The organism is Collinsella vaginalis, assembly GCF_900176655.1.
GTDB classification, from domain to species: domain Bacteria; phylum Actinomycetota; class Coriobacteriia; order Coriobacteriales; family Coriobacteriaceae; genus Collinsella; species Collinsella vaginalis.
The window spans coordinates 401,122-424,060 of the sequence record NZ_LT838843.1 but is presented as its reverse complement, the minus strand read 5'-3'; the positions used below and the strand labels follow the sequence as shown (position 1 = coordinate 424,060).

Below are 22,939 nucleotides of genomic sequence, written 5' to 3'. Positions count from 1 at the left end.
AGGCCATGTTGTTCCCCTGCGGGTCCCCGCCGCTGGAGCCCGCGCGCTCGGCGGTTCCAGTCTTGCCGGCGATGGTGTAGCCCTCGATCTGGGCGGCCTGGCCCGTGCCCTCGGCGACGACCGTCTCCATCATGGAGACGACCGCTTCCGCGGCCTCCTTCGAGATGCAGCGCTCCTGCTTCGAGGACCAGTCCACCTCCTCGCCCTGCTTGGATTTGAGGAAGTGCGGGACGCTCATGATCCCGCCGTTGGCGATGCCCGTCTCAGCGCGCAGGATCTCGATCGGCGACACCGCGAGCGCCTGCCCGAACGACATGGCGGCCAGGCTCGCGCCGTCGTACTGGTCGCGCTCCTTGATGATGCCCGTTGACTCCCCGGAGAAGTCGACCCCCGTGGCCGTGCCGAGCTGGTAGCGCTTGAGGTAGGAGGCGAAGGTGTCCGCCCCGATCTTCTGGCCGACGAGGATCATGCCGGTGTTCGAGGACCTCCGCAGGATCTCCCGGAGCGTCATCGTCTCCGTGTAGTCGCGGCCGTCGACGTCGCGGACGTTGTCGTCGCCGGCCTTCACCACGGCGGGGACCGTGAAGGAGGTGTCGGGGGTCACGACGCCCGCGTCGATCCCCATGCCGGCGACGAGCGTCTTGAAGACGGACCCGGGCTCGTAGGCATCGGTCACGACGCGCAGGTTCATGTCCTCGGTGCGCGCGTTCGCGAGATCGCTCTGGTCATAGGTGGGGCTTGAGCAGGCGGCGAGGATCTCACCGGTGGTGGGGTCGCAGACCACGGCGGAACCGTACTTCGCCTGCGCATCGGAGACGGCCTGGGCCATCGCCTGCTCGGCCGTCATCTGGATGTTCACATCGAGGGCGAGCACGAGGTCGACCCCGTCCTTGGCCGGGGTCTTCTCGTAGGCGCCCCCGGCGATGTAGCTGCCGTCGCGGGCGCGCTCGCGGACGATGGAGCCGTTCTCGCCCCGGAGGATGTCGTCGTAGTAGCTCTCGAGTCCGGATACGCCCTCGTTGTCCATATTCACCACGCCGAGCACCTGGGAGGCTATGTTGCCGTAGGGGTACTCCCGCTTGATGGTCTGCTCGAACTCGATGCCCGCGACGTTCATCTCGGCGAGGCGGTCGGCGTCCTCCTGGTCGACCTGGCGCTTGATGTAGTTGAAGGTGGTATCGGCCGTGCAGAGCGCGCGGACGTCGCTGGCATCGAGGCCGAGGACGTCCACGATGGCGCTGACGGCCTTGTCGACGCTCTTGATGAGCTTCGGGTTCACGTAGACGTTCTGGCACTCCACACTCATGGCGAGGACGTTGCCGTTGCGGTCGTAGATGGTGCCGCGCTTCGCGAAGAGCGTCTGGCTCAGCAGGCGGCGGACATCGGCCTCCTTGCGGTAGCGGTCGACGTTGATGAGCTGATAGTCGGCGAGCTTCCACACGGCACCCAGGAGCCCTGCGCCAAAGGCGCCGAAGACGAAGGCGCGCCGGGACATGAAGGTGTTCTCCACCTTCTGCTCGGTGCGCCCACGCTCGCGGGCCGCGCGATCCGGGTCGAGCGGGCGGTCGGATACCCGGCTGGACCCGGTGCGCGCGGACGCGGACCGGCGGAGCCGGTGGTCTTCCCTATCTGCCATGGGATCAGTTTGCCTCGGACACGGAGACCGCGGGCGTGCTCACATCGACGGTCACGCTGCTGTCGGTGGAATCGACCATGCCGAGCACCGAGGTGGCGAACTCGCGGATGCGCGTGCTGGCGCCGAAGACGGAGCGCTTGACCTCGAGGTCGGTCGACTCGCTCGCCGCCGACTCGATCTTGGTGTTGAGCTCGGCGTTCGCGTTCAAGGATGCGGCGGTGAAGCTTGCGATCGTGACGCGGGCGGCGCCGACGGCGCAGAAGAGGACGGCAAGGACGCAGAATGCCTTGATGACGCGCATGAAGGCGGGGCTGACGATCTGATCCGCCTCGCGCCCGGCGCCGGTGACGACATCCAGGCGCGGGCGGGGTGCCACCTCGAGCTCAGGGGCGAGGTTGCCCTCGTAGCGCGGGACGGGGGCGTGCATATCATAGGCAAAGGCTGCGTTTCCTGAGGTGTACCCCATGATATGCAACCTCCCTTCAGAGGCGGGTGGTGAACTGACGGCTGGACGGCGACCGGGAGGATGCGGGCGCCTCGGGCTCGAGCCGTTCGGCGACGCGGATCTTCGCGGAGCGCGCCCGGGGGTTGCGCGCGACCTCATCGGCGCTCGCGACCACGGGTTTGCGTGTGATGACCTTGAGTACCGGCACGTTTCCGCACACGCACACCGGGATGTCCGGCGGGCAGGTGCACCCCTGGTTCCTGTCCTGGAACAGGTGCTTGACGATGCGGTCCTCAAGCGAGTGGTACGAGATGACGCAGATGCGCCCTCCCGGGTTCAGCCAGCGGACGGCAGCCTCAAGGCCGCGCTCCAGTACCTCGAGCTCGCGGTTGACCTCGATGCGTATGGCCTGGAAGCTCCGCTTGGCGGGATGGCCGCCGTGACGGCGCGCCGCCGCAGGGATGCCCGCTTTAATGACCTCAACGAGGTCGGTCGTCGTCTCCAAGGGAGCGGTCGCCCGCCGCCGCACGATCTCTCGCGCGATCTGCCGGGCGAACCGCTCCTCTCCGTAGACGCGAAGGATCCGGGCGAGGTCTGCTTCGGTGTAGGTGTTCACGACCTCAGCTGCATCTTTGGTGCGTTTGCCCGGGTCCATGCGCATATCAAGGGGGGCTTCCTCGTTGTAGGAGAAGCCCCGTTCGGGAATATCAAGCTGCGGGCTTGAAACGCCCAGATCGAAGAGGAAGGCGTCGACGCCTGGGACCTCTGCGCGGCAGAGGAGCTCATCGAGGTCACCGAAGTTCCCTTTGAGGAGCAGGTGGGGCGTTGCGGGGAAAGATGTGTCGAGTCGCTCCCCCGCCGCCGTGAGCGCCATGTCGTCCTGATCGATACCGATGAGCAGGCCGTCCGTGCCAAGGCGAGCAGCCATCGCAAGCGAGTGGCCGGCGCCGCCGAGCGTGCAGTCGCACACGACGGAGTCCCTGCCCACCTGGAGCGCTTCGAGCACTTCCTGGAGCATTACGGGTTCATGCCGATATCCAGTTGTCAACGCGTCCCCCGCCATGTGCGCCAGCTCCCTTACGAGAAGAAGATGTCGGCCAGGTCCTCATCGGTCCGCTGCGCCTGGGTCTCCTCCCAGGTGGCGCGGTCCCAGATCTCCAGATGGTCGAAGTTGCCCACGACCGTCACCTCGCGATCGAGGTGCTTCTTCTGGCGCAGCTGCTCGGACAGGCCGATCCTCGCGGCGGAATCGATGTCCATCGGCACCGCCATGGAGGTCAGCCTCCTCATCAGCTCCTGGTCCTCGCGCTTGCGGGCGTCGAACCCGCCGCGCTTCTCGAAGAGCCCCATGACCCACGTCTCGAATCCCTCATCGGAGAAGACGTACAGGGCGTCGGCATCGAGTGCGGGCAGCACGTACACGTGCTCGCTGAGCGCGCGACGGACGGGGGAGGGCAGTGACAGGCGACCTTTCGCATCGAGATTGCGCTCGTATGTTCCGGTCAACATCACCGCGGTACCCCTCCCCTCGGCTGCTCAGATGCGGGTACGTGCGAGGAGCCACCTCGCCTTCGATGCCTTCATTCTATGGGGATATGACCCTATTTGCAACATTCTTTCCCACTTTCTCCCCCACGGTCCCCCACCACGCCACGTCCCCCCCCAACGGGATCAGTGCATGTCTCTCAGGCGATGACACAATATGTTGTGTTTGATTGTGCTAAATCCCACTACCAGTCGAAAAAGGACGGGGGCACATAACCTTCTACCTGAGGTTGAACCGATTTTCCGCGCCACCCCAAGAAGTTGTGATGGAGGGGTGAACGGCCGGGATCAGGCTGCTGCGAGAGGGGCGGCGGAGCTGCCTTTCGACGACGCGCATCGGACGGCGCGCATCGATGCGCCGGGTGGAACGTAGAGCCTCCGGCAAGCTCGCGCGCTGAATGGGACGTAGTGCCTCCGGCAAGCTCGGGAGCCGGTCCACCTGGGCCCGAAAACCTACTCTCAACCGCGTCTCCAGGCAAAATGCCCTTGGGACCGCCGCGAGAAGACGTTTTGCCCTCGTCCCGTGCACGGGCCCGCACCCCACGATGCCGGGAGGTGACGGCGTACGCTGCGAAGGGCAACTATACTGGCAGGATAAGCACCGCACGAAGGTATGAGGGGAGGCGAATCGTGGGCGCATCGCATCAAGGAGGCGCGAACCCGCGCGCGGACGCTATGCCCGCGGCCCTTCTCACCGGTGCGACGGCTCTAGAGCGCTGCCGCGACGAGTACCTCTCCCATCTTGCTCTCGAGCGCAACCTCGCGCAGAACACCGTCAGCGGCTACCGGCGCGACCTCGACACCTACATCGCCTTCCTCATCAATCGGGGCGTCACCGACCCCGATGCGGTCAGCCGGCGCGACACCGAGGACTTCGCCGCCGCGAAGCGAGCAGCCGGCTATGCGGGGTCGTCCATCGTCCGCGCGCTCTCCGCAGCCAAGGGCATGCACCGCTTCCTCGTGCGCGAGGGACTCGCCACCGCCCACCCAACCGCGACCATCCGGCTCCCCAAGCGCGATGCGAACCTCCCCGACTACATCACGGTCGAGCAGGCGACCGCCCTGCTCGACCAGGACTTCCCCGCGACGGCAACCGGTTGCCGTGACCATGCGGTCCTCGAGGTCCTCTACGGCTGCGGCCTGCGCGCGAGCGAGCTCTGCGACCTCACCGAGCGCGACGTCTACCTCGACGACGAGTTCCTCCGTGTGACGGGCAAGGGGTCGAAGGAGCGGCTCGCCCCCCTGATGGGGACCGCCCGGCAGGCGCTCGCTTCCTACCTGGACGGCGCCCGGGCCGAGCTCGCCGGCCATGCGCGCGGGGCGTCGAGCCTGTCGGTCTTCCTGAATGCCCGGGGTGGCAGGCTGTCGCGCCAGAGCGTCCATGCCATCTGCGAGCGCTACGGACGGGCCGCGGGAATCGAGGGGCTGCATCCGCACACGCTTCGCCACTCCTTCGCGACGCACATGCTCGCCGGCGGCGCCGACCTCCGCGTCCTGCAGGAGATCCTCGGCCATGCCGACATCTCGACCACGCAGATCTACACGCACGTGGACCGCACGCAGATCACCGAGGAGTACCTGGCGGCGCACCCCCGGGCTTGAGCGACGCCAGATCCGACGCACGCACGGTCGCGGGCGCACCGAGACCCGAAACGGACGAGGGTCGCCCGATGCGCATGCACCGAGCGACCCTCTCTTCCGCACATCCTCAACGAGGCGGGGCAGGCTTGCAGCGAGTCCACGCCCTGGGAGTCGCGGCCCGTCAGTCCGCCGGGTTCACCGGACCCACCTCAAGCCGGTCGATCCCCTCGCGATGCGCGACGGCGGCGCGCACGAACTCCCGGAAGAGCGGCGCGGGCTTGGTCGGTCGGCTCTTGAACTCCGGATGGGCCTGCGTGGCCACGAACCACGGGTGCACCTCGCGCGGGAGCTCGATCATCTCGACGAGGCGCTCATCCGGCGAGACCCCCGAGATCACGAGCCCGGCCTCCTGCAGGCGCTCGCGGTACGCGTTGTTGAACTCATAGCGATGGCGATGGCGCTCGTAGACGAGCTCCTCCCCCGCGTAGGCCTCGCGCGTGAGCGTGCCCGCCGCGAGGCGCGCCGGGTAGGCGCCGAGGCGCATTGTCCCGCCCTTCTCTGTCACGTCCTCCTGGCTGCTCATGAGGTCGATCACCGGGTAGTCGAGGTCGTGGTCGAACTCGGAGGAGCCGGCCATCTCCATGCCGGCGACGTGGCGCGCGAACTCGCAGACCGCCACCTGCATGCCCAGGCAGATTCCGAGGTACGGGATGCCCTTCGTGCGCGCGACGCAGGCTGCGGCGATCTTGCCCTCGAGCGCGCGCTTCCCGAAGCCGCCGGGCACAAGGATGCCCGCAGCCCCGGCGAGCTCCCCCTCCGCGTTTCCCTCGTTCAGGGTCTCGCCGTCCACCAGGCGAACGTTCACATGGCGGTCGAAGTGCACGCCGGCATGGTGCAGGGCCTCGATGACCGAGAGGTAGGCGTCGGGAAGCTGCGTGTACTTGCCCACGACGGCGATCTCCACCGTGTCATCGTGGCGGTTCGCGTGGTCCTGCTTGGTCAGGAAGCTCGTCCAGGCAGTGAGGTCGCGCTCGCGGGGCTCGAGCCCGAGGCGCTCGCAGATGCGCAGGTCGAAGCCCTGCTCCGCCATCATGGGCACGACGTCGTAGATGCTCGCGCAGTCCTCGTTCGTGAACACGTCGGCGGTCTCGACGTCGCAGAAGCTCGCGATCTTCGCGCGGATGCCGTCGTCGATGCGGTGATCGCTGCGCAGCACGATGATGTCGGGCTGGATGCCGAAGCTCCGGAGCTCCTTCACGGAGTGCTGGGTCGGTTTGGTCTTCACCTCATGGGCCGCGGCGATGTAGGGCACGAGGCTCACGTGGATGAAGCAGACGTTCTCGGCACCGGCGTCCTTGCGGTACTGACGCATGGCCTCGAGGAAGGGCTGGCCCTCGATGTCGCCGATCGTGCCGCCGAGCTCGGTGATGACCACATCGGAGCCGGTCTGCTCCTCGATGCGGCGGAAGCGCTCCTTGATGGCGTTCGTCACATGCGGGATGACCTGCACCGTGCCGCCGAGGAAGTCGCCGCGGCGCTCGCGTGCGATCAGGCTCGAGTAGATGGCGCCCGTGGTGAAGTTGGAGTCGCGGGTGAGGTTCTCGTCGATGAAGCGCTCGTAGTGGCCGAGGTCGAGATCGGACTCGTAGCCGTCCTCCGTGACGAAGACCTCGCCGTGCTGGAAGGGGCTCATCGTGCCCGGATCGACATTGAGGTAGGGGTCGGCTTTCTGCATGGTGACCTTGTAGCCGCGGCTCTTGAGCAGGCGGCCGAGAGACGCCGCCGTGATGCCCTTCCCGAGCGACGAGACGACGCCGCCGGTGACGAAAATGTGCTTAGCCATGATGGGGTACCTACGCTTTCCCGCGTTGACGAATCGGTCTTCACGGGACTTCATTGTACGCCCGCGGACGGATGGCGGCGGGCCTCCGCGCATTCTTGACAATTCGAAGCGCGCGGCTGCGTTTCACGGCCTTATGCGAGACGAGCTGCCCCCGGGGTCGTCCCTGCCGGGGGCCCAGGCGGCATCCAGACAGGTACGGGCGCCCGCTCGCCCTTACCCGTGGAAGTACGCGTGGCGCTCGTAATGGGGCTCACAGCAGACGTTGATCCCGAGCTTTCGGTACACCTGCTCGTCGGTGGCGGAGAGGATCACGCTGAAGAAGGCGTCGCAGCCGCGCAGCAGCGGCAGGCCCGCGACCACGCGCCGCGCCGTCTCGCTCGAGGCGCTTGTGATGGAGAGCGCGATCAGGGTCTCATCCGAGTGCAGGCGGTGGTTTTTGCTCGCGAGCTGCTCGGTCTTGAGCTGGCAGATGGGGTTGATGGCCGTGTCGTCGATCACGTTCTTCTCGATATCGACCCCGGTGACGGCCTTGAGCGCGTTCATGAGCAGGGAGCTCGCCGCGCCCAGGCGCTCGGACGTCTTGCCCGTGATGACCGTGCCGTCGGGCAGGATCATCGCGCCGGCCGGGGCTCCCGTCTCCTCCGCACGGGCCAGGGCGGCCGCGCGCGTGGGCAGGTAGTCTTTGTCGACGGCGGCCTTCTGCATGATGGCTTTGAGGCGGTCGACGCGCTCCTGGCCGACGCCGGTCCGCTTCACATCGACGACCGCGTCGAAGTAGCGGCGCACGATCTCGGCGCGGGCGGCGTCAGCGCAGACCTCGTCATCCGCGATCGCGAAACCAACCATGTTGACGCCCATGTCGGTGGGGCTCTGATAGGGGCTCTCCCCCATGATCCGCTCCATCAGGGCCTTGACCACCGGGAACGCCTCGACATCGCGGTTGTAGTTGACCGTGGTCTCGCCGTAGGCCTCGAGGTGGAAGGGATCGATGATGTTGGCGTCGTCTAGATCGGCCGTGGCCGCCTCGTACGCGATGTTGACCGGGTGCTTGAGCGGCAGGTTCCACACGGGGAAGGTCTCGAACTTGGCGTAGCCCGCCTTGGTGCCGCGCAGGTGCTCATGGTAGAGCTGGGAGAGGCAGGTCGCGAGCTTGCCGGAGCCGGGGCCCGGAGCGGTCACCACCACGAGCGGGCGCGTCGTCTCGACGAACTCGTTCCTGCCATAGCCGTCCTCGGAGACGATGAGGTTGATGTCGTGCGGATACCCCTCGATCGGGTAATGCAGGCGGCAGGGGATCCCAAGCATCTCCAGGCGCGAACGGAAGGCGTCGGCGGCCGGCTGACCGGCATACTGCGTGACCACGACCGCGGCGATCGCGAACTCGTTGCTGCGGAAGATATCGGCCAGGCGCAGGACATCCTCGTCGTAGGTGATCCCGAGGTCCCCGCGGGCCTTGCTCTTCTCGATATGGTTCGCGTTGATGGAGAAGATGATCTCAACATCGTCCGCGATGGTCTTCAGCATGCGGAACTTGCTGTCGGGCTCAAAGCCGGGGAGCACGCGGCTCGCGTGGTTGTCGTCCAGGAGCTTGCCGCCGAACTCGAGATAGAGCTTGCCGCCGAACTGCGCGATGCGCTCTTTGATGCGCGCCGCCTGAAGCTCGAGGTACTTCCCGTTGTCGAATCCACGGTGCATCAGAAGCGCTCCTCCCCGCCGTGGCCGCACGGCGCCTGTCTCTCATCACTCAACCGATCAGTATAGCCGAGGGCGCGGACAGGACCGCGGCGGAAGCCGCGCGTCAGGAGGTGGCGCCCTCCGACGAGCCCGTATCGGTCGCGGTGTCCGATGTGCTCGCCTGCGCGGCGGGACCGGCGGCCACGCTCACGGTGACGGTGTAGCCACCGTCGCCCGTGAAAGGGGCGAGCAGGGCCTTCACGGCCTCGATCGCCTGGTCGTTCGCCTCGACGATCAAGCGCGAGGCGTCCACCTTCGTGTTGGCGTCCTCCTGGGCGAGCTTGAGCGCCTCGGCGGCGTCCTCGCGGTTCTGCCAGTTGAAGAGCGCGAACTTCTCGTCATAGAACTCGAGGGAGTCGGGGTCGATCGAAACGGACTGCACCGTCGCGTTGGGCAGCGTGACTCGGACGTTGCGGCCATCGACCTCGACCTGGGCCTGCGAGAGATCGACGCCGGCGCGAACCTCGGCGTCATAGATCATCGTGAAGCCCTTCTTGTTGATGAAGTCGATGTCCCCCTCCTCGTACTTGACGAGGCCGCGGTATGAGAGTTTCGCCGTCGCGAGCTCTTGGACCCGCACGAGCTGCTCGGAGACCGTCGTGGTGTCGAGCCTCACCGAGGGGGTGAGGAAGCGCTGCACCGAGAAGGTGCCGAACACGCCCAGGGCGATGCCGAGGACGGCGATAATGAGAACGGGCCAGAACCCCAACCGGCGCGATGATCGTGCCATGCGATATCCCTTCCAACGGACCTGCATCCCCATCTCTGTACCCGAAGTCCGCCGGTTCGATGCAGAACCCGCCGCAAACAAAAGCGCCCTCCCCCGCGCACGGAACGGGGGAGGGCAGAAAGGTAGGTCGCACCGATGCGGGAACCCGATCGGTGAGACGACGGGTGGGATGACCGCCTTACGGGACGATCAGCACGCAAGCAACGGTCAGGATGATCACGGACGCGATGACGATGGCCACGATGACCTTCATCGCGAACTTGAGCCAGGTGGTCCACTCGATACGGGCGAGCGCGAGGCCGCCCATGATGGCGCCGGAGGTCGGGGTGAAGAGGTTCACCACGCCGATGGCGGCCGAGTAGATCATGACCATGACCTCAGGCGAGAAGCCGAGTTTGACCGCGAGCGGGCCCATGATGGGCATGGAGACCGTCGCCATGCCGGAGGTCGAGGGGATCAGGAAGGACAGGAAGAAGTACACGATGTAGCTCATCGGCGCGAAGATGATGCCCGATAGGCCGGACAGCGCATCGGCCGCGCGGTTGAGCACGAAGAGATCGAGGCCCGTGGAAGCCATGAGCACGGACACGCCGCGGGCGAGGGCGATGATGAGCACGACACTCATCATGTCGGCCGCACCGGCGATGAAGGTATTCACGATCTGCTTCTCGGACAGGCCGCCCACGATGCCGATGACGATGGCCATCAGGAAGAACCACGTGGACGCCTCATCGAAGTACCACTCGCCCAGGGGGACGCCGGTGACGTAGGCGCTCCAGCCGAGGCTGCGCTGCTCATCGGTGGTGGAGGTGCCGACGGTCTCGTCAGCGAGGGAGCTGTCGGTGATCTCAACCTCGGAGTTCTTGTTCTTCTCCGTATAGGTGTCGATGAGATCCTGACCGGTCACGTCGGTCACGACCTCCTCGGAGGTGGCGCCGGCGTTGAAGAAGTCGGCGACGCCCTCGTTCAGATCGGCCAGCGGGATGAAGCCGACGATCATGACGACGAAGGTGAGGGCGAAGACGACGAGCACGCACTTCTGACGGCCGGTGAGCTTGACGTCCTTGTTGACCTCAGCCGCAGCGGCGCCGTACTCCTCCTCGGCCTCCTTCTGCTCCTGGAGGGAGAGCAGGGTGGAGCCCTTGTCGGCCTTGACCTTGCGGGCGTAGCTCATCACGAAGAAGATCGAGATGCCGGTGGAGACGATCCAGAGGACCGCGCCCAGGCCGATGATGATGCTCTGGTTGACCTCGATGCCAGCGCTCGTGAGGGCGTCGACCGCGGCGCCGACGGCGAACGGGTTCACCGTGGAGCCGAGGCAGCCGGCACCGGCGCCGAGGAGGACCGTGGCGGCGCCGACCAGCGGGTCGAAGCCGGCGGCCATCATCGTGGCAGCGAGCAGGGCGTAGAACGGAACGGTCTCCTCGCACATGCCGTACGTGGTGCCGCCGAGCGAGAAGACGAACATCAGCACGGGGATGAGCATGAGCTCGTTGCCCTTGAGCTTCTTCACCAGGACGGCGATGCCGTTGTCGAGGGCGCCGGTCTCGGTCATCATGCCGAGGAAGCCGCCCAGGATGAGCACGAACAGGCAGACGGGGAGCGCATCGGAGAAGCCGCGAACCGGAGCCATGAAGAAATCGGGCAGGGTGGCGGCGGTCACCTCATCGGGGGCCATGCCGGACACGATGACGGTGACGATGGCGACGAGCGCCAACAGGATGAGAAGAATGGTGAACGATGACAGCATACCGCGCTTCTTCTTGGCGGAGTCAGTCATAAGCTCTCATCCTCCCTTCTTTTTTGTCGATTCCCGCGCCGCGACCGGACCGCTGATCCGTGCTGGATCCGGATGCGAATCGGGAAGCTGAACCTACGAGCCGAACAGGGTGGGGGGGCGGGCGCCGGGCAGGGCGCCCGCCCCGACGAAGGAAGCGTGCTACTTCAGGGTCGCGTACATGACGGCCTTGATCGTGTGCATGCGGTTCTCGGCCTCATCGAAGACCTTGGACTGCTTTGACTCGAAGACCGCGTCCTCGACCTCCATCTCGGTGACGCCGAACTTCTCGGCGATCTCGGCGCCGGTGGTGGTGTTGGTGTCGTGGAAGGCGGGCAGGCAGTGCAGGAAGATCGCGGAGGGGTCCGCCATGGCCATGAGCTCGGTCGTGACGCGGTAGGGCTCGAGCTCCTTGATGCGCTCGGTCCAGACCTCGTCGGGCTCGCCCATGGAGACCCAGACGTCCGTGTAGATGACGTGGGCGCCGGTGCAGGCCTCCTTCGGGTCCTCGGTCAGGGTGATGGTGCAGCCGTGCTCCTCAGCGATGGGGCGGCAGGCGTCGATGACGTCGTCGGCCGGCATGCACTCCTTCGGGCCGCAGGCCACGAAGTTGAGGCCGAGCTTGGCGCAGACGACCATCAGGGAGCGGGCCACGTTGTTCTTGGCGTCGCCCATGAACACGAGGGTCTTGCCCTTGATGTCGTAGTTGAAGTTCTCCTGGACGGTCAGGATGTCGGCGAGCATCTGGGTGGGGTGCCACAGGTCGGTGAGGCCGTTCCACACGGGGACGCCGGCCTTGGCCGCGAGCTCGTCCACGTCCTCCTGGGCGAAGCCGCGGAACTCGATGCCGTCGTACATGCGGCCGAGCACGCGGGCGGTGTCCTCGATGGACTCCTTCTTGCCCATCTGGGAGGAGCCGGGATCGAGGTAGGTCACGCCCATGCCGAGGTCCATGCCGCCGACCTCGAAGGCGCAACGGGTGCGCGTGGAGGTCTTCTGGAACAGCAGCACGATGTTCTTGCCCTCGAGGTAGCGGTGCGGGGTGCCCGTGCGCTTCAGGTCCTTGAAGTTGCGAGCGAGGCTCAGCATGTACTCGATCTCCTCGGTGGAGAAGTCGAGCAGCCTCAGGAAGCTGCGGCCGGAGAGGTTAACCCCCATGGTGATTCCTTTCGTCGAAAATCCGTGCGATAAAGACATGACCTGAGGGGGAGCATTCCCCTCCCCCTCAGTATAGCGGTGCGCCGCTGGTGGACGCACCGCTCAGGTCCCAAGTTTTAGAGGTCCTCACGCCAGAACGGCATGCTCATGCAGCGCGGGCCGCCACGGCCGCGGGAGAGCTCGGCGGAGGGCATGACCAGGAGGTTCAGCCCCTCCTTGTAGAGGACGTCGTTGGTGACGGTGTTGCGCGCGTACACCACGATCTTGCCGGGGGCGACGGCGAGCGTGTTGGAGCCGTCGTTCCACTGCTCGCGGGCAGCCGCGATGGGGTCGCCGCCGCCGCAGGGGATGAGCTTGATCTGATCGACACCGGTGGCATCCGCGAGGATGTGCTCGAGGGTGTCGTTCAGCTCCTTGATGTTCACGTCGCCGGCGTTCTTGCCCGGGGTGAGCTCGAACACCTGCAGGGTGCCCATGATCGCGGGGTGGATGGTGAACTTGTCGACGTCGATCTGGGTGAAGACTGTATCGAGGTGCATCATCGCGCGGTTGTTCGGGATGTTGAACGCCAGGATGCGCTCGATCTTGGAGTCGGAGTTCCAGAAGATGTTCTGGGCCATGACGTCGATCGCGGCGGCCTGGGTGCGCTGGGAGATGCCGACGGCCAGGGTCTTCTCGTTGATGTTCAGCACGTCGCCGCCCTCGGTGTGGAAGGCTGCGTCGCGGCGGAAGTACAGCGAGACATCCTTGTAATCGGGGTGGTACTTGAAGATGTACTTGCCGTACAGGGTCTCGCGGTTGCGGGTCACCGAGTACATGCGGTTCAGGCAGACGCCGTTGCCGACGACCGCGAACGGGTCGCGGGTGAAGTAGAGGTTCGGCATCGGGTCGATGATGAGGTCGGACTCGCCCTCGGAGTTGACGATCGAGTCGAGCGTCTGGGAGGACGCGAGCGGCATATCGATCTCGGCCTTGGTGAGACCGGCCATGGTCTTCATGACGAACTCGTAGTTGTCCTTGATGGACTCGAGCTTCTCGCGGACGACCTTGGGCATGAGCTGGCCCTTGATACCGGCCTCGGCGATGTACTGGTCCAGGAACTCGTCGCGGGCGCCCGGAACCGTGTCGAAGACCTCGGCGACGAGCTTCTCGAGGTACAGGACCTCGACGCCCTCATCGCGCAGGATCTGGGCGAACGCGTCATGCTCCTCCTGGGCGACCTCGAGGAACGGGACGTCGTCGAACAGAAGACGCTCGAGCTCGAAGGGCGGCAGGTTCAACAGCTCCTCGCCGGGACGATGCAGACAGACCTTCTTGAGATTGCCGATCTCTGAGGGGACGTGCAGACCTTTCGTCATGTGCCTCCTACCTTTCTGTTCTGGGGGCGTTTCCGCCCCCCGCTTGACCGTGACCCCGTCGCATACGTTGGGGTTCCTTGCGGACAGCTCCTAGTTTATCCAATCTGGAGAACGGCGTGCCCCACTTCGGCAAACGGTATCTTTGAGGTTGGGAACGGTATATGATTGTGATGATGCCTGATAGCCGCTCTGATGAGATAAAGCAATGACATGCTTTTTTGCTAAAAGCTACATAAAGTTGTTTGTTGAGAGTATGAGCACCTACCCCTCATTACTGCATATAACAATTGAGTGAATGAATATGTCCGCGTATGGTTGCATTCGAGGACGAGGCACAGAACTATGCATTAGATTGATATTTATATCCAAATTGTGCGTAACTCATGGGATGTGCCGCCATCCTGGGCCCCGGTACGACCGACCGCTCGCCGACCGTTCACCGTAAGCGAACGGTCAGGATTGGTTGTTCATCCACCCCTCACCCGCTGAGAGCAATATAGTCAATTCTATAGCTGGAGAAGCATTTGCAGGCATCGGAGGAACCCCATGGCAAAGCGTGAAGAGCAGGAGAGCCAGTTCGAGACGGCACGGGCGGTGGAAACAACCACCGAGACCGGGGCGGGCTACGACTTCAGCTACACGCAGAACCGCGAACTCTCCTGGCTGCGCTTCGATGACCGCGTGCTCGACGAGGCCTACGATGAGACCGTTCCCCTCTTCGAGCGTCTGAAGTTCGTCGCGATCTTCGAGAGCAACCTCGACGAGTTCTTCATGGTGCGCGTCGGCGGCCTCTCCGACCTCGCCACCCTGAAGCGCCAGCCGCGCGACAACAAAAGCAACCTCACGCCCTCAGAGCAGGTCGCGGCCATCCGCGCGGCCCTGCCCCCGCTCATGGAGCGGGCCGGGCGGGCGTTTGATGACATCGAGGAGGCCCTTGCGGCCGAGGGGGTCCACCGCCTCACCGCCCAGACCCTCTCCGATGAGGACAAGGCGTTCGTCGCGTCGTACTTCCGCGAGACCGTCTCCCCCATCATCTCCCCGCTCGTGATCGATCCGCGCCACCCCTTCCCCAACCTCCGCGGCGGGGGCCTGTACATCGTCTGCTCCCTTGAGAGCTCGGACGAAGAGGGGCTCGTGGGCCTCATCGAGGTCCCACCGGTGCTGCCGCGCGTGGTGGAGCTCCCCGGCGTCGAGCCCGGGCTCCGCTACATCCTGCTCGAGGACATCATCTCAGCGCATCTCGCAGACTGCTTCGGCCGCTTCACCCCGCTTGATCGCGCCGTCATCCGCGTGACCCGCAACGCCGACATCGACCCGGACGGCGAGGGCGTTGAGGAGGAGGAGGACTACCGCCTCCACATGAAGAAGATCCTGAAGAAGCGCCTGCGTCTGAAGCCGGTGCGCCTGGTCGTCAACGGGGAGCTCACCAAAGCGACCCGCAAGGTCATCCGCCACTCGCTCGGGCTCACGCAGGCCGCCGTCGACTATGTCGAGATGCCGCTCGATCTGGGCTATGTCTTCGCCGTCGAGGGGCGCCTCAGCTCAGAGCTCAGCCGCCGCCTGCTCTTCGAGCCCTTCACGCCCCAGCCCGATCCCGACATCAACCCCGGCCTCCCCATGGCCGAGCAGGTCATAGCCGGTGACAAGCTCCTGTTCTACCCCTATGAGTCCATGGCGTCGTTCCTGCGCCTCGTGCACGAGGCCGCCTTCGACGACGACTGCATCTCCATCCGCATCACGCTCTACCGCGTCGCCAAGCAGTCCCGCCTCTGCGAATCCCTGATCGCCGCCGTCGAGAACGGCAAGGAGGTCACGGTCCTGATGGAGCTCCGGGCCCGCTTCGACGAGCAGAACAACATCGAGTGGGCCGAGCGCCTCGACGAGGCCGGCTGCACGGTGATCTACGGCTCGGAGGGCTTCAAATGCCACTCCAAGATCTGCCTGGTCACCTACCGCTCCGGCACGAAGCTCACCCGGCTCACGCTGCTCGGCACCGGCAACTTCAACGAGAAGACCGCGCGCATCTACTCGGACTTCATGCTGCTCACCGCCCACGAGGGCATCGGCGAGGATGCGGCGGCGTTCTTCCGCAACCTCTCACTCGGCAACCTCAGGGGCACCTACCGCCACCTCGGCGTCGCCCCGGCCGGCCTCAAACCGCTCATCCTCGAGGGCCTGGAGCGCGAGATCGCCCGGGCGCGAGCCGGTGAGCCGGCGCAGGTCTTCTTCAAGCTGAACTCCCTCACCGACCGCGAGGTCATCGACAAGATCGCCGAGGCGAGCCAGGCCGGCGTGCGCGTGGAGATGATCGTCCGCGGCATCTCCTGCCTGCTTCCCGGCATCTCCGGTAAGACCGAGAACGTCGAAGCCCGCAGCATCGTGGGACGCTTCCTCGAGCACGCCCGCGTGTACGGGTTCGGCGCAGACGCCGACACGCTCTACCTCTCGAGCGCCGACATGATGACCAGGAACACCGAGCACCGCGTCGAGATCGCCTTCCCCGTGCTCGACCCCGAGCTCCGCGACCAGGTGCGGGCCTTCATGGACACGCAGCTCCGCGACAACGTGAAGGCGCGGCGGCTCACGCCCGAAGGCACGTGGGAGCGCATCGCGCGCGCCGAGGGCGAGGAGCCCTTCAACGCGCAGGAGGCCCTGATGCTCGTGGCGGAGCGCCAGGCGCGCGGCAGCGACGAGCTGCGGGACCGCATCCGCCAGGGCACCGCAAGCAGCCTGATTGACCGCGGCGACGTGCGGCGCGCCCTCCCCGTCCAGGAGGAGCGGCCCGCCGCGGATGAGGTGAGCGCAGCCGCGGGGAAGACCGAAGGCGAGACAGAGAAGCGTCTCGACGACGCACCGGTGGACACGGCTCGAGAGGAGACGGCTGAGGGCGAATCGGCAGGGCGCGACCACGAGCCCGCTGACGCGGGGACACGTGACGCCACCGCGGCCGATGACGCCGCGTCCTCCCTAGATGAGGCGGAAAACAAGGCCGATGCCGCCCAACCCGAGATGCCCGATGGTGGCGGTGAAGCGTCCGAGAGCACCGAGGCAGCTGGGGGAACCGAGGCGCGCACTGCTCCGGTGCGGGACGAGGCCAGGGGTGCGAACGGAGCGCAGGACGACGCCGTCAAGCACGTGGAGGCAACGCTGATCGACGAGGGCCGCAAGGGCGGCTCGGATGGATCGGGTGCGAACGCCGAGGAGCGCCAGGCCGCCGCGACGGTGACCGCGCTCGTCCGCCGCACGCCGAACCGACTCATGCGCGGCTTCGCCCTCATCGGACTCGGCATCCGGACCATCTTCGGCCGCGGCATCAAGCGGTAGCTGCATCAGGCGGCAACAGCGGCGGGATGCGTCAGCCTCGGCTATCTGAATTCTGAATCGGGCATCGCCTGCGGTGACACGCAGGCGATGTGCTTTGAGGCCCGGAAGGGCTTCGTGCATTGAGGCTGCGCTTTGCCGCAAGAATGCCCGTGGATGCACGGTTTTTAGGGGGTTAAATTCAAAATGCACCCTGTATGCGCGGTCACAGAGAGGATATCTTGCAAAAGATCGGATCCTCTGTGGAAACACGCAGGTCATCGAGGGATGCCCCGTACAGCGCGCACGCTGAACTCCTGAAAAACAGTGCATCAAGGGGACATCCTGAAATACAGAGCAGAAAACCGTGCGTGTAGGGAGCATTTCGCAAGGCGCAAGCGAGCCTAGCCCGACCTGAATCAACAGCCGCGCACGCAGAGAACGCCTGGTCAGGATCACGCCGATGAGGTCACCGCTATGTTTGTTCCGTCCCTACGGAACATCTTCGAGCACGCAGACGCCACTCGATGTCGAGCAGGGTCAGGCGCGAAACCGTGCTCTTACGTACTCGCCCGGCTTCGATGCACCGGTGCATCGCCGAGAACCACGCACCCTCGTCCACGGCATCTCCCTCCGACGCTACACTTGCATGAGGACACCGAACCGAAGGGACGCGCATGCAGCTCACCATCGAATCCATGATGTACGGGCCGGACGGCCTCGCCCACGATGAATCCGGCCGCGCGGTCTTCGTTTCCGGAGGCCTCGTCGGCGACGTCGTGGAGGCGGAGGTGGTGGAGGAGCAGGCGAGCTTCTCCCGTGCTCGTGCGACCGCGCTGCTCGAACCCTCCCCCGACCGCGTGGACGCGCCCTGCCCCCTGGTGGACATCTGCGGCGGCTGCCCCTGGGGCCACCTCTCCCGCAGCGCGCAGCTCGCCGCCAAGGAGCGAAACCTCCGTTCGAGCCTCGAGCGCATCGGCAAGTTCTCCTCCGACGAGGTCGACACCATGATGCGGCCTATCCGCCACGCGAAGGACGCCTGGGGGTACCGCAACAAGATCGAGCTCGCGCCCACACAGGTGCGCGGCCGCCTTCGACTCGGCATGCACGGGCGCGATCCCGAGCAGGTCATCCCGATCGACGCCTGTCCCCTCTTCGAGCGTAAATTTGCCCGCGCCGTGAAGGGCGTCACCGGCGCCCTTGGCTACCTGGGCAACTCCCGGGACCTCGAGCTCGAGCGGGTCGGTCTGCGCGCCTCGCGGCGCACGGGGGCCCTCGAGGTCGCCCTCTGGACCCCCACCGGGGGCTTCCCACGCGCCCAGGTCTCCCGCGTGCTCGCCGACGCGCTCAAGCCCACGAGCGTGGTCCGCGTCATGAGCAAGGGCGAGCGACGGGCGCGACGCGTCTCGGGTGTCGAGGCGCTCGCCGGCGAGGGCTCCTGGACCGAGCGGATCGGCTCTGAATCGATGCGCCTCTCCGCACCCTCGTTCTTCCAGGTCAACACCGCGGCCGCCGAGATCCTAATCGAGCTCGTCATAGACGCGCTCAACCCTGGGGAGGACGAGGTCGCGATCGACCTCTACAGCGGCGCGGGCACCTTCACGCTGCCGCTCGCCCGCCGCACCTCCTGGGTGGCGGCCGTGGAGGCCTATGGGCCGGCCGTGCGCGACCTGAGGCGCAACCTCGAGGTCGCCGGGCTCGACAACGCCGATGTCATCGGCGGCGACGCAGTTCGCGAGTTCCCCGACGAGGAGGTCGACGTGCTCGTGGTCGACCCTCCGCGCGCCGGGCTCGCCCGCGAGGCCGTGGACCTCATCGCCCGCACCGCCGCCCGCGATGTCGCCTACGTGTCCTGCGACCCGGCGACCCTCGCCCGGGACCTCGGGCGCTTCGCCGACGAGGGCACCTTCCGACCCGTCGCGGCAACGCCTGTCGACCTCTTCCCTCAGACCTTCCACGCCGAGACCGTCGTCCACCTCACCCGCCGCGACGCCTAGGGTCCAAATCATGCCGCCCACCATATCCTCAAGGGCATATGCCTCTTCATTGGGTATAACTCCGGTTAGTCAAAAACCACTCCTGAAAGAGGTAGATATATGTCCGCTGTCGCCATTCTGATCGCCGATGGGTTCGAGACCATCGAAGGGCTCACGATCCTCGACGTGCTCCGCCGCGGTGGGGTTCGCGCCTCGCTGGTCTCCATCATGGACACGCGCGAGGTCGTGAGCGCGCAGCAGGTCAACATCACCTGCGATTTCACCCTCGACGAGATCAACCCCGACGACTTCGACTACCTGGTGCTGCCAGGCGGCCTCCCGGGGACCGCGCACCTGCGCCGCGACCCGCGCGTCACCCGGCTCGTGGAGGATTTCGCCCTCAACAAGCACGTGGCGGCCATCTGCGCGGCCCCGAGCATCCTCGGTGAGCTCGGCCTGCTGGTGGGACGGCGCGCCACCGTGTACCCCGGGTTCGAGGAGAGCCTCCCCGCAGGCACGTACGCCGGCGAGCGCACGGTGATCGTCGACGGCAACATCATCACGGCGAGCGCCATGGGCCAGGCCCTCCCCTTCGCCCTCGCCGTGCTCGGCGACATCGCCGGCGAGAAAGCCGTCGAGAAGGTGCGCGAGGGCATCCAGCTCTAGCCTGACGCGCCGCTGCACCGCCTCCCACGCGCCCGTTGTCCCATACGGCACCGGGCGTTGCACTGGAAAGGGGCCGACATGATCCTCGCATCCCAGTCACCCCGGCGCATCGAGCTCATGCGCGACGCCGGTTTCTCGTTCACGGTCCAGCCGGCCGACATCGACGAGACCGCCCAACCTGGGGAGGATCCGCTCGCGCTCGTGGGCCGTCTCGCCGGTGAGAAGGCGCTCAGCGTGGCGATGACGGCCCCCACAGGCGAGCTCGTGGTGGCGGCCGACACCGTGGTCGCCCTTGACGGGCGTATCCTCGGCAAACCCGCCGATCCCGCGGAAGCCCGCGCGATGCTCATGGCGCTCTCAGGCCGGACCCACACGGTTGCCACCGGCGTCGCCGTGGCGCGGGGCGGCACCGAACCGTCGATCGTGGAGCATTTCGTCGACACCTGCGCGGTGCGTTTCCATGAGCTCGACGACGATGAGATCGAGGCCTACGTCGCGAGCGGCGAGCCGTTTGACAAGGCCGGCGCCTACGGGATCCAGGGGCGCGGCGGGCGGCTGCTCGTCAACTCGATCCATGGCGACTTCTACACCGTCGTCGGCCTCCCCATCGCCCGCGTCGTCCGCCTCCTGCGCGCGATCGGCGTATGATCGGCACAGCGCTGCCCGCGCTGCCGCAATACCACGCATCAAAGAAAGGGGCCACCGNCAGGGGCGCGCGAGGCCGCGGGCGCGCACGGCGTACCGTCGGCACGGGACCTCGGGCTGGCGTAGAGGGCGCGGCAGCGGACATAGTTGTACCCTGGCGCCCTCGGTGGGTCCCACGGCGTGCCGTGGCGCGGGATCTCGGGCTCTGGCTGAGGGCAAAATGCACGGTTTAGGCTGGTTGTGCGCGAGTTGTCCTTTGAGTGCGCGATGCGCGCGGCGGCATAGCGCTACGATCGGATCGATGTGGGCGTGGCCCGACACCAACATCTGACATACGCCCGCGCGCCGCCCTCTACGTGCGCGGCTTTCGGGCCGAGCGCAGGATGTCCCCTGTATGCATGATTTATCTGAGCAAAATGCAAGATGTCCTCTGGATGCATGGGTTTTATCGGGCTGACAGCAGCCAGGCAGGTTCGTTCCCTCCGCTGAACTGCGACTTCTCTACGAAGAGATCCCATCATGCAGGATGTCCTCTGAATGCATGGTTTTTAGGGGGTTAAATTCAAGATGTCCTCCAGATGCACGAGCATTCAGAGGACATCTTGAGGCGCCGGATCCCTTGTGTTAGAAACCGCAGGTCATTCTGATGCGCGCAGGAACCCTTGCTCTCCAAGCCCGTCGAAAACCGTGCATTCAGGAGACAGCCTGCATTCAGCCAGCATACCCTGTGCGCTCAGAAGGCTTTTGTCGCCGCTTGATGACCTCGACGGCACTCAGCCTCCGCGCTGCATGCCTCATGCGCCCGTCGGAATCCCAGATGAACTGTTGTCAGGCTGAATTATTTCGCGGCTTGGGTGGCCAGATTGACCGCATGGATATGGGCGACATCCTCGAGCAGGTCGTCAAGCGGTCCGCCGAGCACTGCTAGATCGGGCTCGCCCACGCCATCCCAGTCATCTCCGAGCGCCATGGCGAGCAAGGCGTCGACGAGCGCGGGGTTCTTCGCCAGGATAGGCCCGTGCAGGTAGGTGCCGACCACGTGGCCGCCCCAATACCCTTCGGTCCCATCCTCGCCGTTGTTGCCCCTCCCCTGCCGGGTGAGGCCGAGCGGGCGAGCGCCCTCGTCGAGCCAGGTGCGGCCCGCGTGGTTCTCGAACCCTGCGACCTTGAGCCCGGTGCCGTCGGACCCGAGCACCTCCGCGGTGTGCCCGATGATCCTGCTGCCATCGGGGGACGCGACCGTGTCCATGGGGATGATCCCCAGGCCCTCGACCCGCTCCCCCGCGACCACGCAGGAGCGGCCGAGCAACTGGAAGCCGCCGCAGACGGCGAAGACGACGCCGCCCCGGTCGATAAGTGAACGCAGCTTGCCCTCCAGGCGGTGCAATGCGTGCGTGGAGGCGATCTGGCCGCGGTCGGATCCGCCGCCGATCAGCACGATGCAGGGCGCCTGCACATCCAAGGAGTCCAGATCGCTGTCGAGCAGGACATCGGACACGCGGGCGGGGATCCCGCGCCAGGCGAGCCTCCTTTCGAGAACCTGCGTGTTGCCGGAGTCGCCGTAGAGGTCCAGGGCGTCGGGAAAGAGGCGCACGATGTTGACAGGCTCCCTCGCGGTGTCCTCTTGGCGTAGGGTGCGCTGGTCGTGACGGCGCGGGAAGCCGCTGGGCCCATGGGACGCATCGGTGCGCCGCTGGCGTCGAACCCGTCGCGCAGCAGCTGCACCGCCTGCATGAAGACCGTGTAGTTGGCAACGAGATCGACCTGTTTGATCCCCCGGTCACGCGCCAAGGCGAGCCCAGATGCGATGTCGTCCGCCTTCACAATGAGGCCGGCATCCGCCCCGGCGTAGAGGAGTCGCGTCGCCACATCGTCACGGCGGGTTCCCGAGCAGACCAGGAGCTCCTTCGATGCGACCTCGAGAAGATCCCGGTCATCGACGTCCCAGAGCCATGACACGTCGTGCCCGTCGGCGTCGAGGTCGTTGATCGCGAGCAGGAGGGCGGACCCCGCTCCCGGGTCCAAGTCGCGCAGGGCCGATGCCATGCTCACGGGATTCTTCGCGAGCTGGGTGCGGATGTCCACCCCCTCCCACGTGAGCGTCTCCCCTCGGCCGTTCTCCGGGTCGAAGCTCGCGAACGCCCGGGCGATCTCCGCCGCACTCACCGCGTCGCCGCCTGCGAGCAGTCCGCTCGCGATCCACGCCGCGCAGGCGTCATATGCGCCCGACACCCCGGTCAGACGGAATCCTGAGAGATCGAGGACCGTCCCCGTCTCCTCATCACGCAGCCGGATGCAGCCATCCGGATCCAGCTGTATCGCCACCGCGGGGTCTGAGCGGGTGAAATCGCCGGTCGGGCACTCCCAGAGCCCGCAGGCCCCGAGGGTGCGGGACCGGTACACCAGGTTGCGCCCGCAATGGGGGCACAGAGCCCCGTCACCGGTCACGTGCGCGCCACCCGCCGGTGCCTCGCCCTCGAGCCCATCGGACGCGTCAAATGAGAAGCCGAAGGGGATCATGCGGTGGCGACCCGGAGCATCCGCC

16 protein-coding genes and 1 pseudogene are annotated in these 22,939 nt (G+C 66.2%); 5 read left to right on the top strand and 12 right to left on the bottom strand.

The annotated features are described in order from the left end of the window. The 4 genes from CAP13_RS03490 to CAP13_RS03475 all read right to left on the bottom strand — a co-directional run. A partial coding sequence (locus CAP13_RS03490; protein ID WP_342743197.1) for a peptidoglycan D,D-transpeptidase FtsI family protein occupies nucleotides 1-1,636 on the bottom strand: 1,636 nt, incomplete at its 3' end. Nucleotides 1,637-1,640: 4 nt separating this feature from the next. Next, entirely contained in the window at nucleotides 1,641-2,102 is a 462-nt protein-coding gene (locus CAP13_RS03485; protein WP_085830242.1) for an FtsB/FtsL family cell division protein, read from the bottom strand. A gap of 16 nt (nucleotides 2,103-2,118) precedes the next feature. Beyond that, nucleotides 2,119-3,144, bottom strand: coding sequence for a 16S rRNA (cytosine(1402)-N(4))-methyltransferase RsmH (gene rsmH / locus CAP13_RS03480; RefSeq protein WP_085830241.1), 1,026 nt, complete (start codon nucleotides 3,142-3,144; stop codon nucleotides 2,119-2,121). A gap of 14 nt (nucleotides 3,145-3,158) precedes the next feature. Beyond that, nucleotides 3,159-3,590: a division/cell wall cluster transcriptional repressor MraZ gene (locus CAP13_RS03475; RefSeq protein WP_085830240.1), complete on the bottom strand. Its 432-nt coding sequence runs from the start codon at nucleotides 3,588-3,590 to the stop codon at nucleotides 3,159-3,161. A gap of 711 nt (nucleotides 3,591-4,301) precedes the next feature. On the opposite strand from CAP13_RS03475, the gene CAP13_RS03470 reads away from it, so the two are divergent. Continuing rightward, nucleotides 4,302-5,228 (top strand): tyrosine recombinase, encoded by a 927-nt coding sequence (locus CAP13_RS03470; RefSeq protein ID WP_085830239.1) that lies wholly within the window; start codon nucleotides 4,302-4,304, stop codon nucleotides 5,226-5,228. 160 nt (nucleotides 5,229-5,388) lie between these two features. Here CAP13_RS03470 and CAP13_RS03465 read toward each other — a convergent pair whose 3' ends face one another. The 6 genes from CAP13_RS03465 to arcA form a co-directional block, all read right to left on the bottom strand. Then, on the bottom strand, nucleotides 5,389-7,050 hold the full coding sequence (locus CAP13_RS03465) for a CTP synthase (RefSeq protein WP_085830238.1): 1,662 nt from the start codon (nucleotides 7,048-7,050) through the stop codon (nucleotides 5,389-5,391). A gap of 213 nt (nucleotides 7,051-7,263) precedes the next feature. After that, complete coding sequence (locus tag CAP13_RS03460; RefSeq protein WP_085830237.1) at nucleotides 7,264-8,745, bottom strand: DUF1846 domain-containing protein; 1,482 nt, start codon at nucleotides 8,743-8,745, stop codon at nucleotides 7,264-7,266. A gap of 103 nt (nucleotides 8,746-8,848) precedes the next feature. Further along, nucleotides 8,849-9,514 (bottom strand): DUF4230 domain-containing protein, encoded by a 666-nt coding sequence (locus CAP13_RS03455; RefSeq protein WP_085830236.1) that lies wholly within the window; start codon nucleotides 9,512-9,514, stop codon nucleotides 8,849-8,851. Between the two features lie 178 nt (nucleotides 9,515-9,692). Next, complete coding sequence (locus CAP13_RS03450) at nucleotides 9,693-11,294, bottom strand: YfcC family protein (RefSeq protein WP_085830235.1); 1,602 nt, start codon at nucleotides 11,292-11,294, stop codon at nucleotides 9,693-9,695. Between the two features lie 159 nt (nucleotides 11,295-11,453). Further along, nucleotides 11,454-12,449 (bottom strand): ornithine carbamoyltransferase, encoded by a 996-nt coding sequence (gene argF / locus CAP13_RS03445; RefSeq protein WP_085830234.1) that lies wholly within the window; start codon nucleotides 12,447-12,449, stop codon nucleotides 11,454-11,456. A gap of 116 nt (nucleotides 12,450-12,565) precedes the next feature. Then, complete coding sequence (gene arcA, locus CAP13_RS03440; protein WP_085830233.1) at nucleotides 12,566-13,807, bottom strand: arginine deiminase; 1,242 nt, start codon at nucleotides 13,805-13,807, stop codon at nucleotides 12,566-12,568. Between the two features lie 546 nt (nucleotides 13,808-14,353). Here arcA and ppk1 point away from each other — a divergent pair. The 4 genes from ppk1 (at nucleotide 14,354) to CAP13_RS03420 (ending at nucleotide 20,397) form a co-directional block, all read left to right on the top strand. Further along, on the top strand, nucleotides 14,354-17,131 hold the full coding sequence (ppk1, locus tag CAP13_RS03435) for a polyphosphate kinase 1 (RefSeq protein ID WP_085830232.1): 2,778 nt from the start codon (nucleotides 14,354-14,356) through the stop codon (nucleotides 17,129-17,131). A 653-nt stretch (nucleotides 17,132-17,784) separates the two neighbouring features. Next, nucleotides 17,785-19,104, top strand: a complete 1,320-nt coding sequence (rlmD, locus tag CAP13_RS03430) for a 23S rRNA (uracil(1939)-C(5))-methyltransferase RlmD (protein WP_085830231.1) — start codon at nucleotides 17,785-17,787, stop codon at nucleotides 19,102-19,104. Between the two features lie 99 nt (nucleotides 19,105-19,203). Beyond that, entirely contained in the window at nucleotides 19,204-19,749 is a 546-nt protein-coding gene (locus CAP13_RS03425) for a DJ-1 family glyoxalase III (protein WP_085830230.1), read from the top strand. A 78-nt stretch (nucleotides 19,750-19,827) separates the two neighbouring features. Then, on the top strand, nucleotides 19,828-20,397 hold the full coding sequence (locus CAP13_RS03420) for a Maf family protein (protein WP_085830229.1): 570 nt from the start codon (nucleotides 19,828-19,830) through the stop codon (nucleotides 20,395-20,397). Nucleotides 20,398-21,232: 835 nt separating this feature from the next. On the opposite strand, the gene CAP13_RS03415 is transcribed toward CAP13_RS03420, so the two are convergent. Together CAP13_RS03415 and CAP13_RS10200 are read right to left on the bottom strand one after the other, a co-directional pair. Next, complete coding sequence (locus CAP13_RS03415) at nucleotides 21,233-21,988, bottom strand: type 1 glutamine amidotransferase (RefSeq protein ID WP_245798883.1); 756 nt, start codon at nucleotides 21,986-21,988, stop codon at nucleotides 21,233-21,235. A gap of 203 nt (nucleotides 21,989-22,191) precedes the next feature. Continuing rightward, nucleotides 22,192-22,440: pseudogene (locus tag CAP13_RS10200) on the bottom strand (MurT ligase domain-containing protein); the annotation flags it as partial. Nucleotides 22,441-22,939 lie beyond the last annotated feature (499 nt).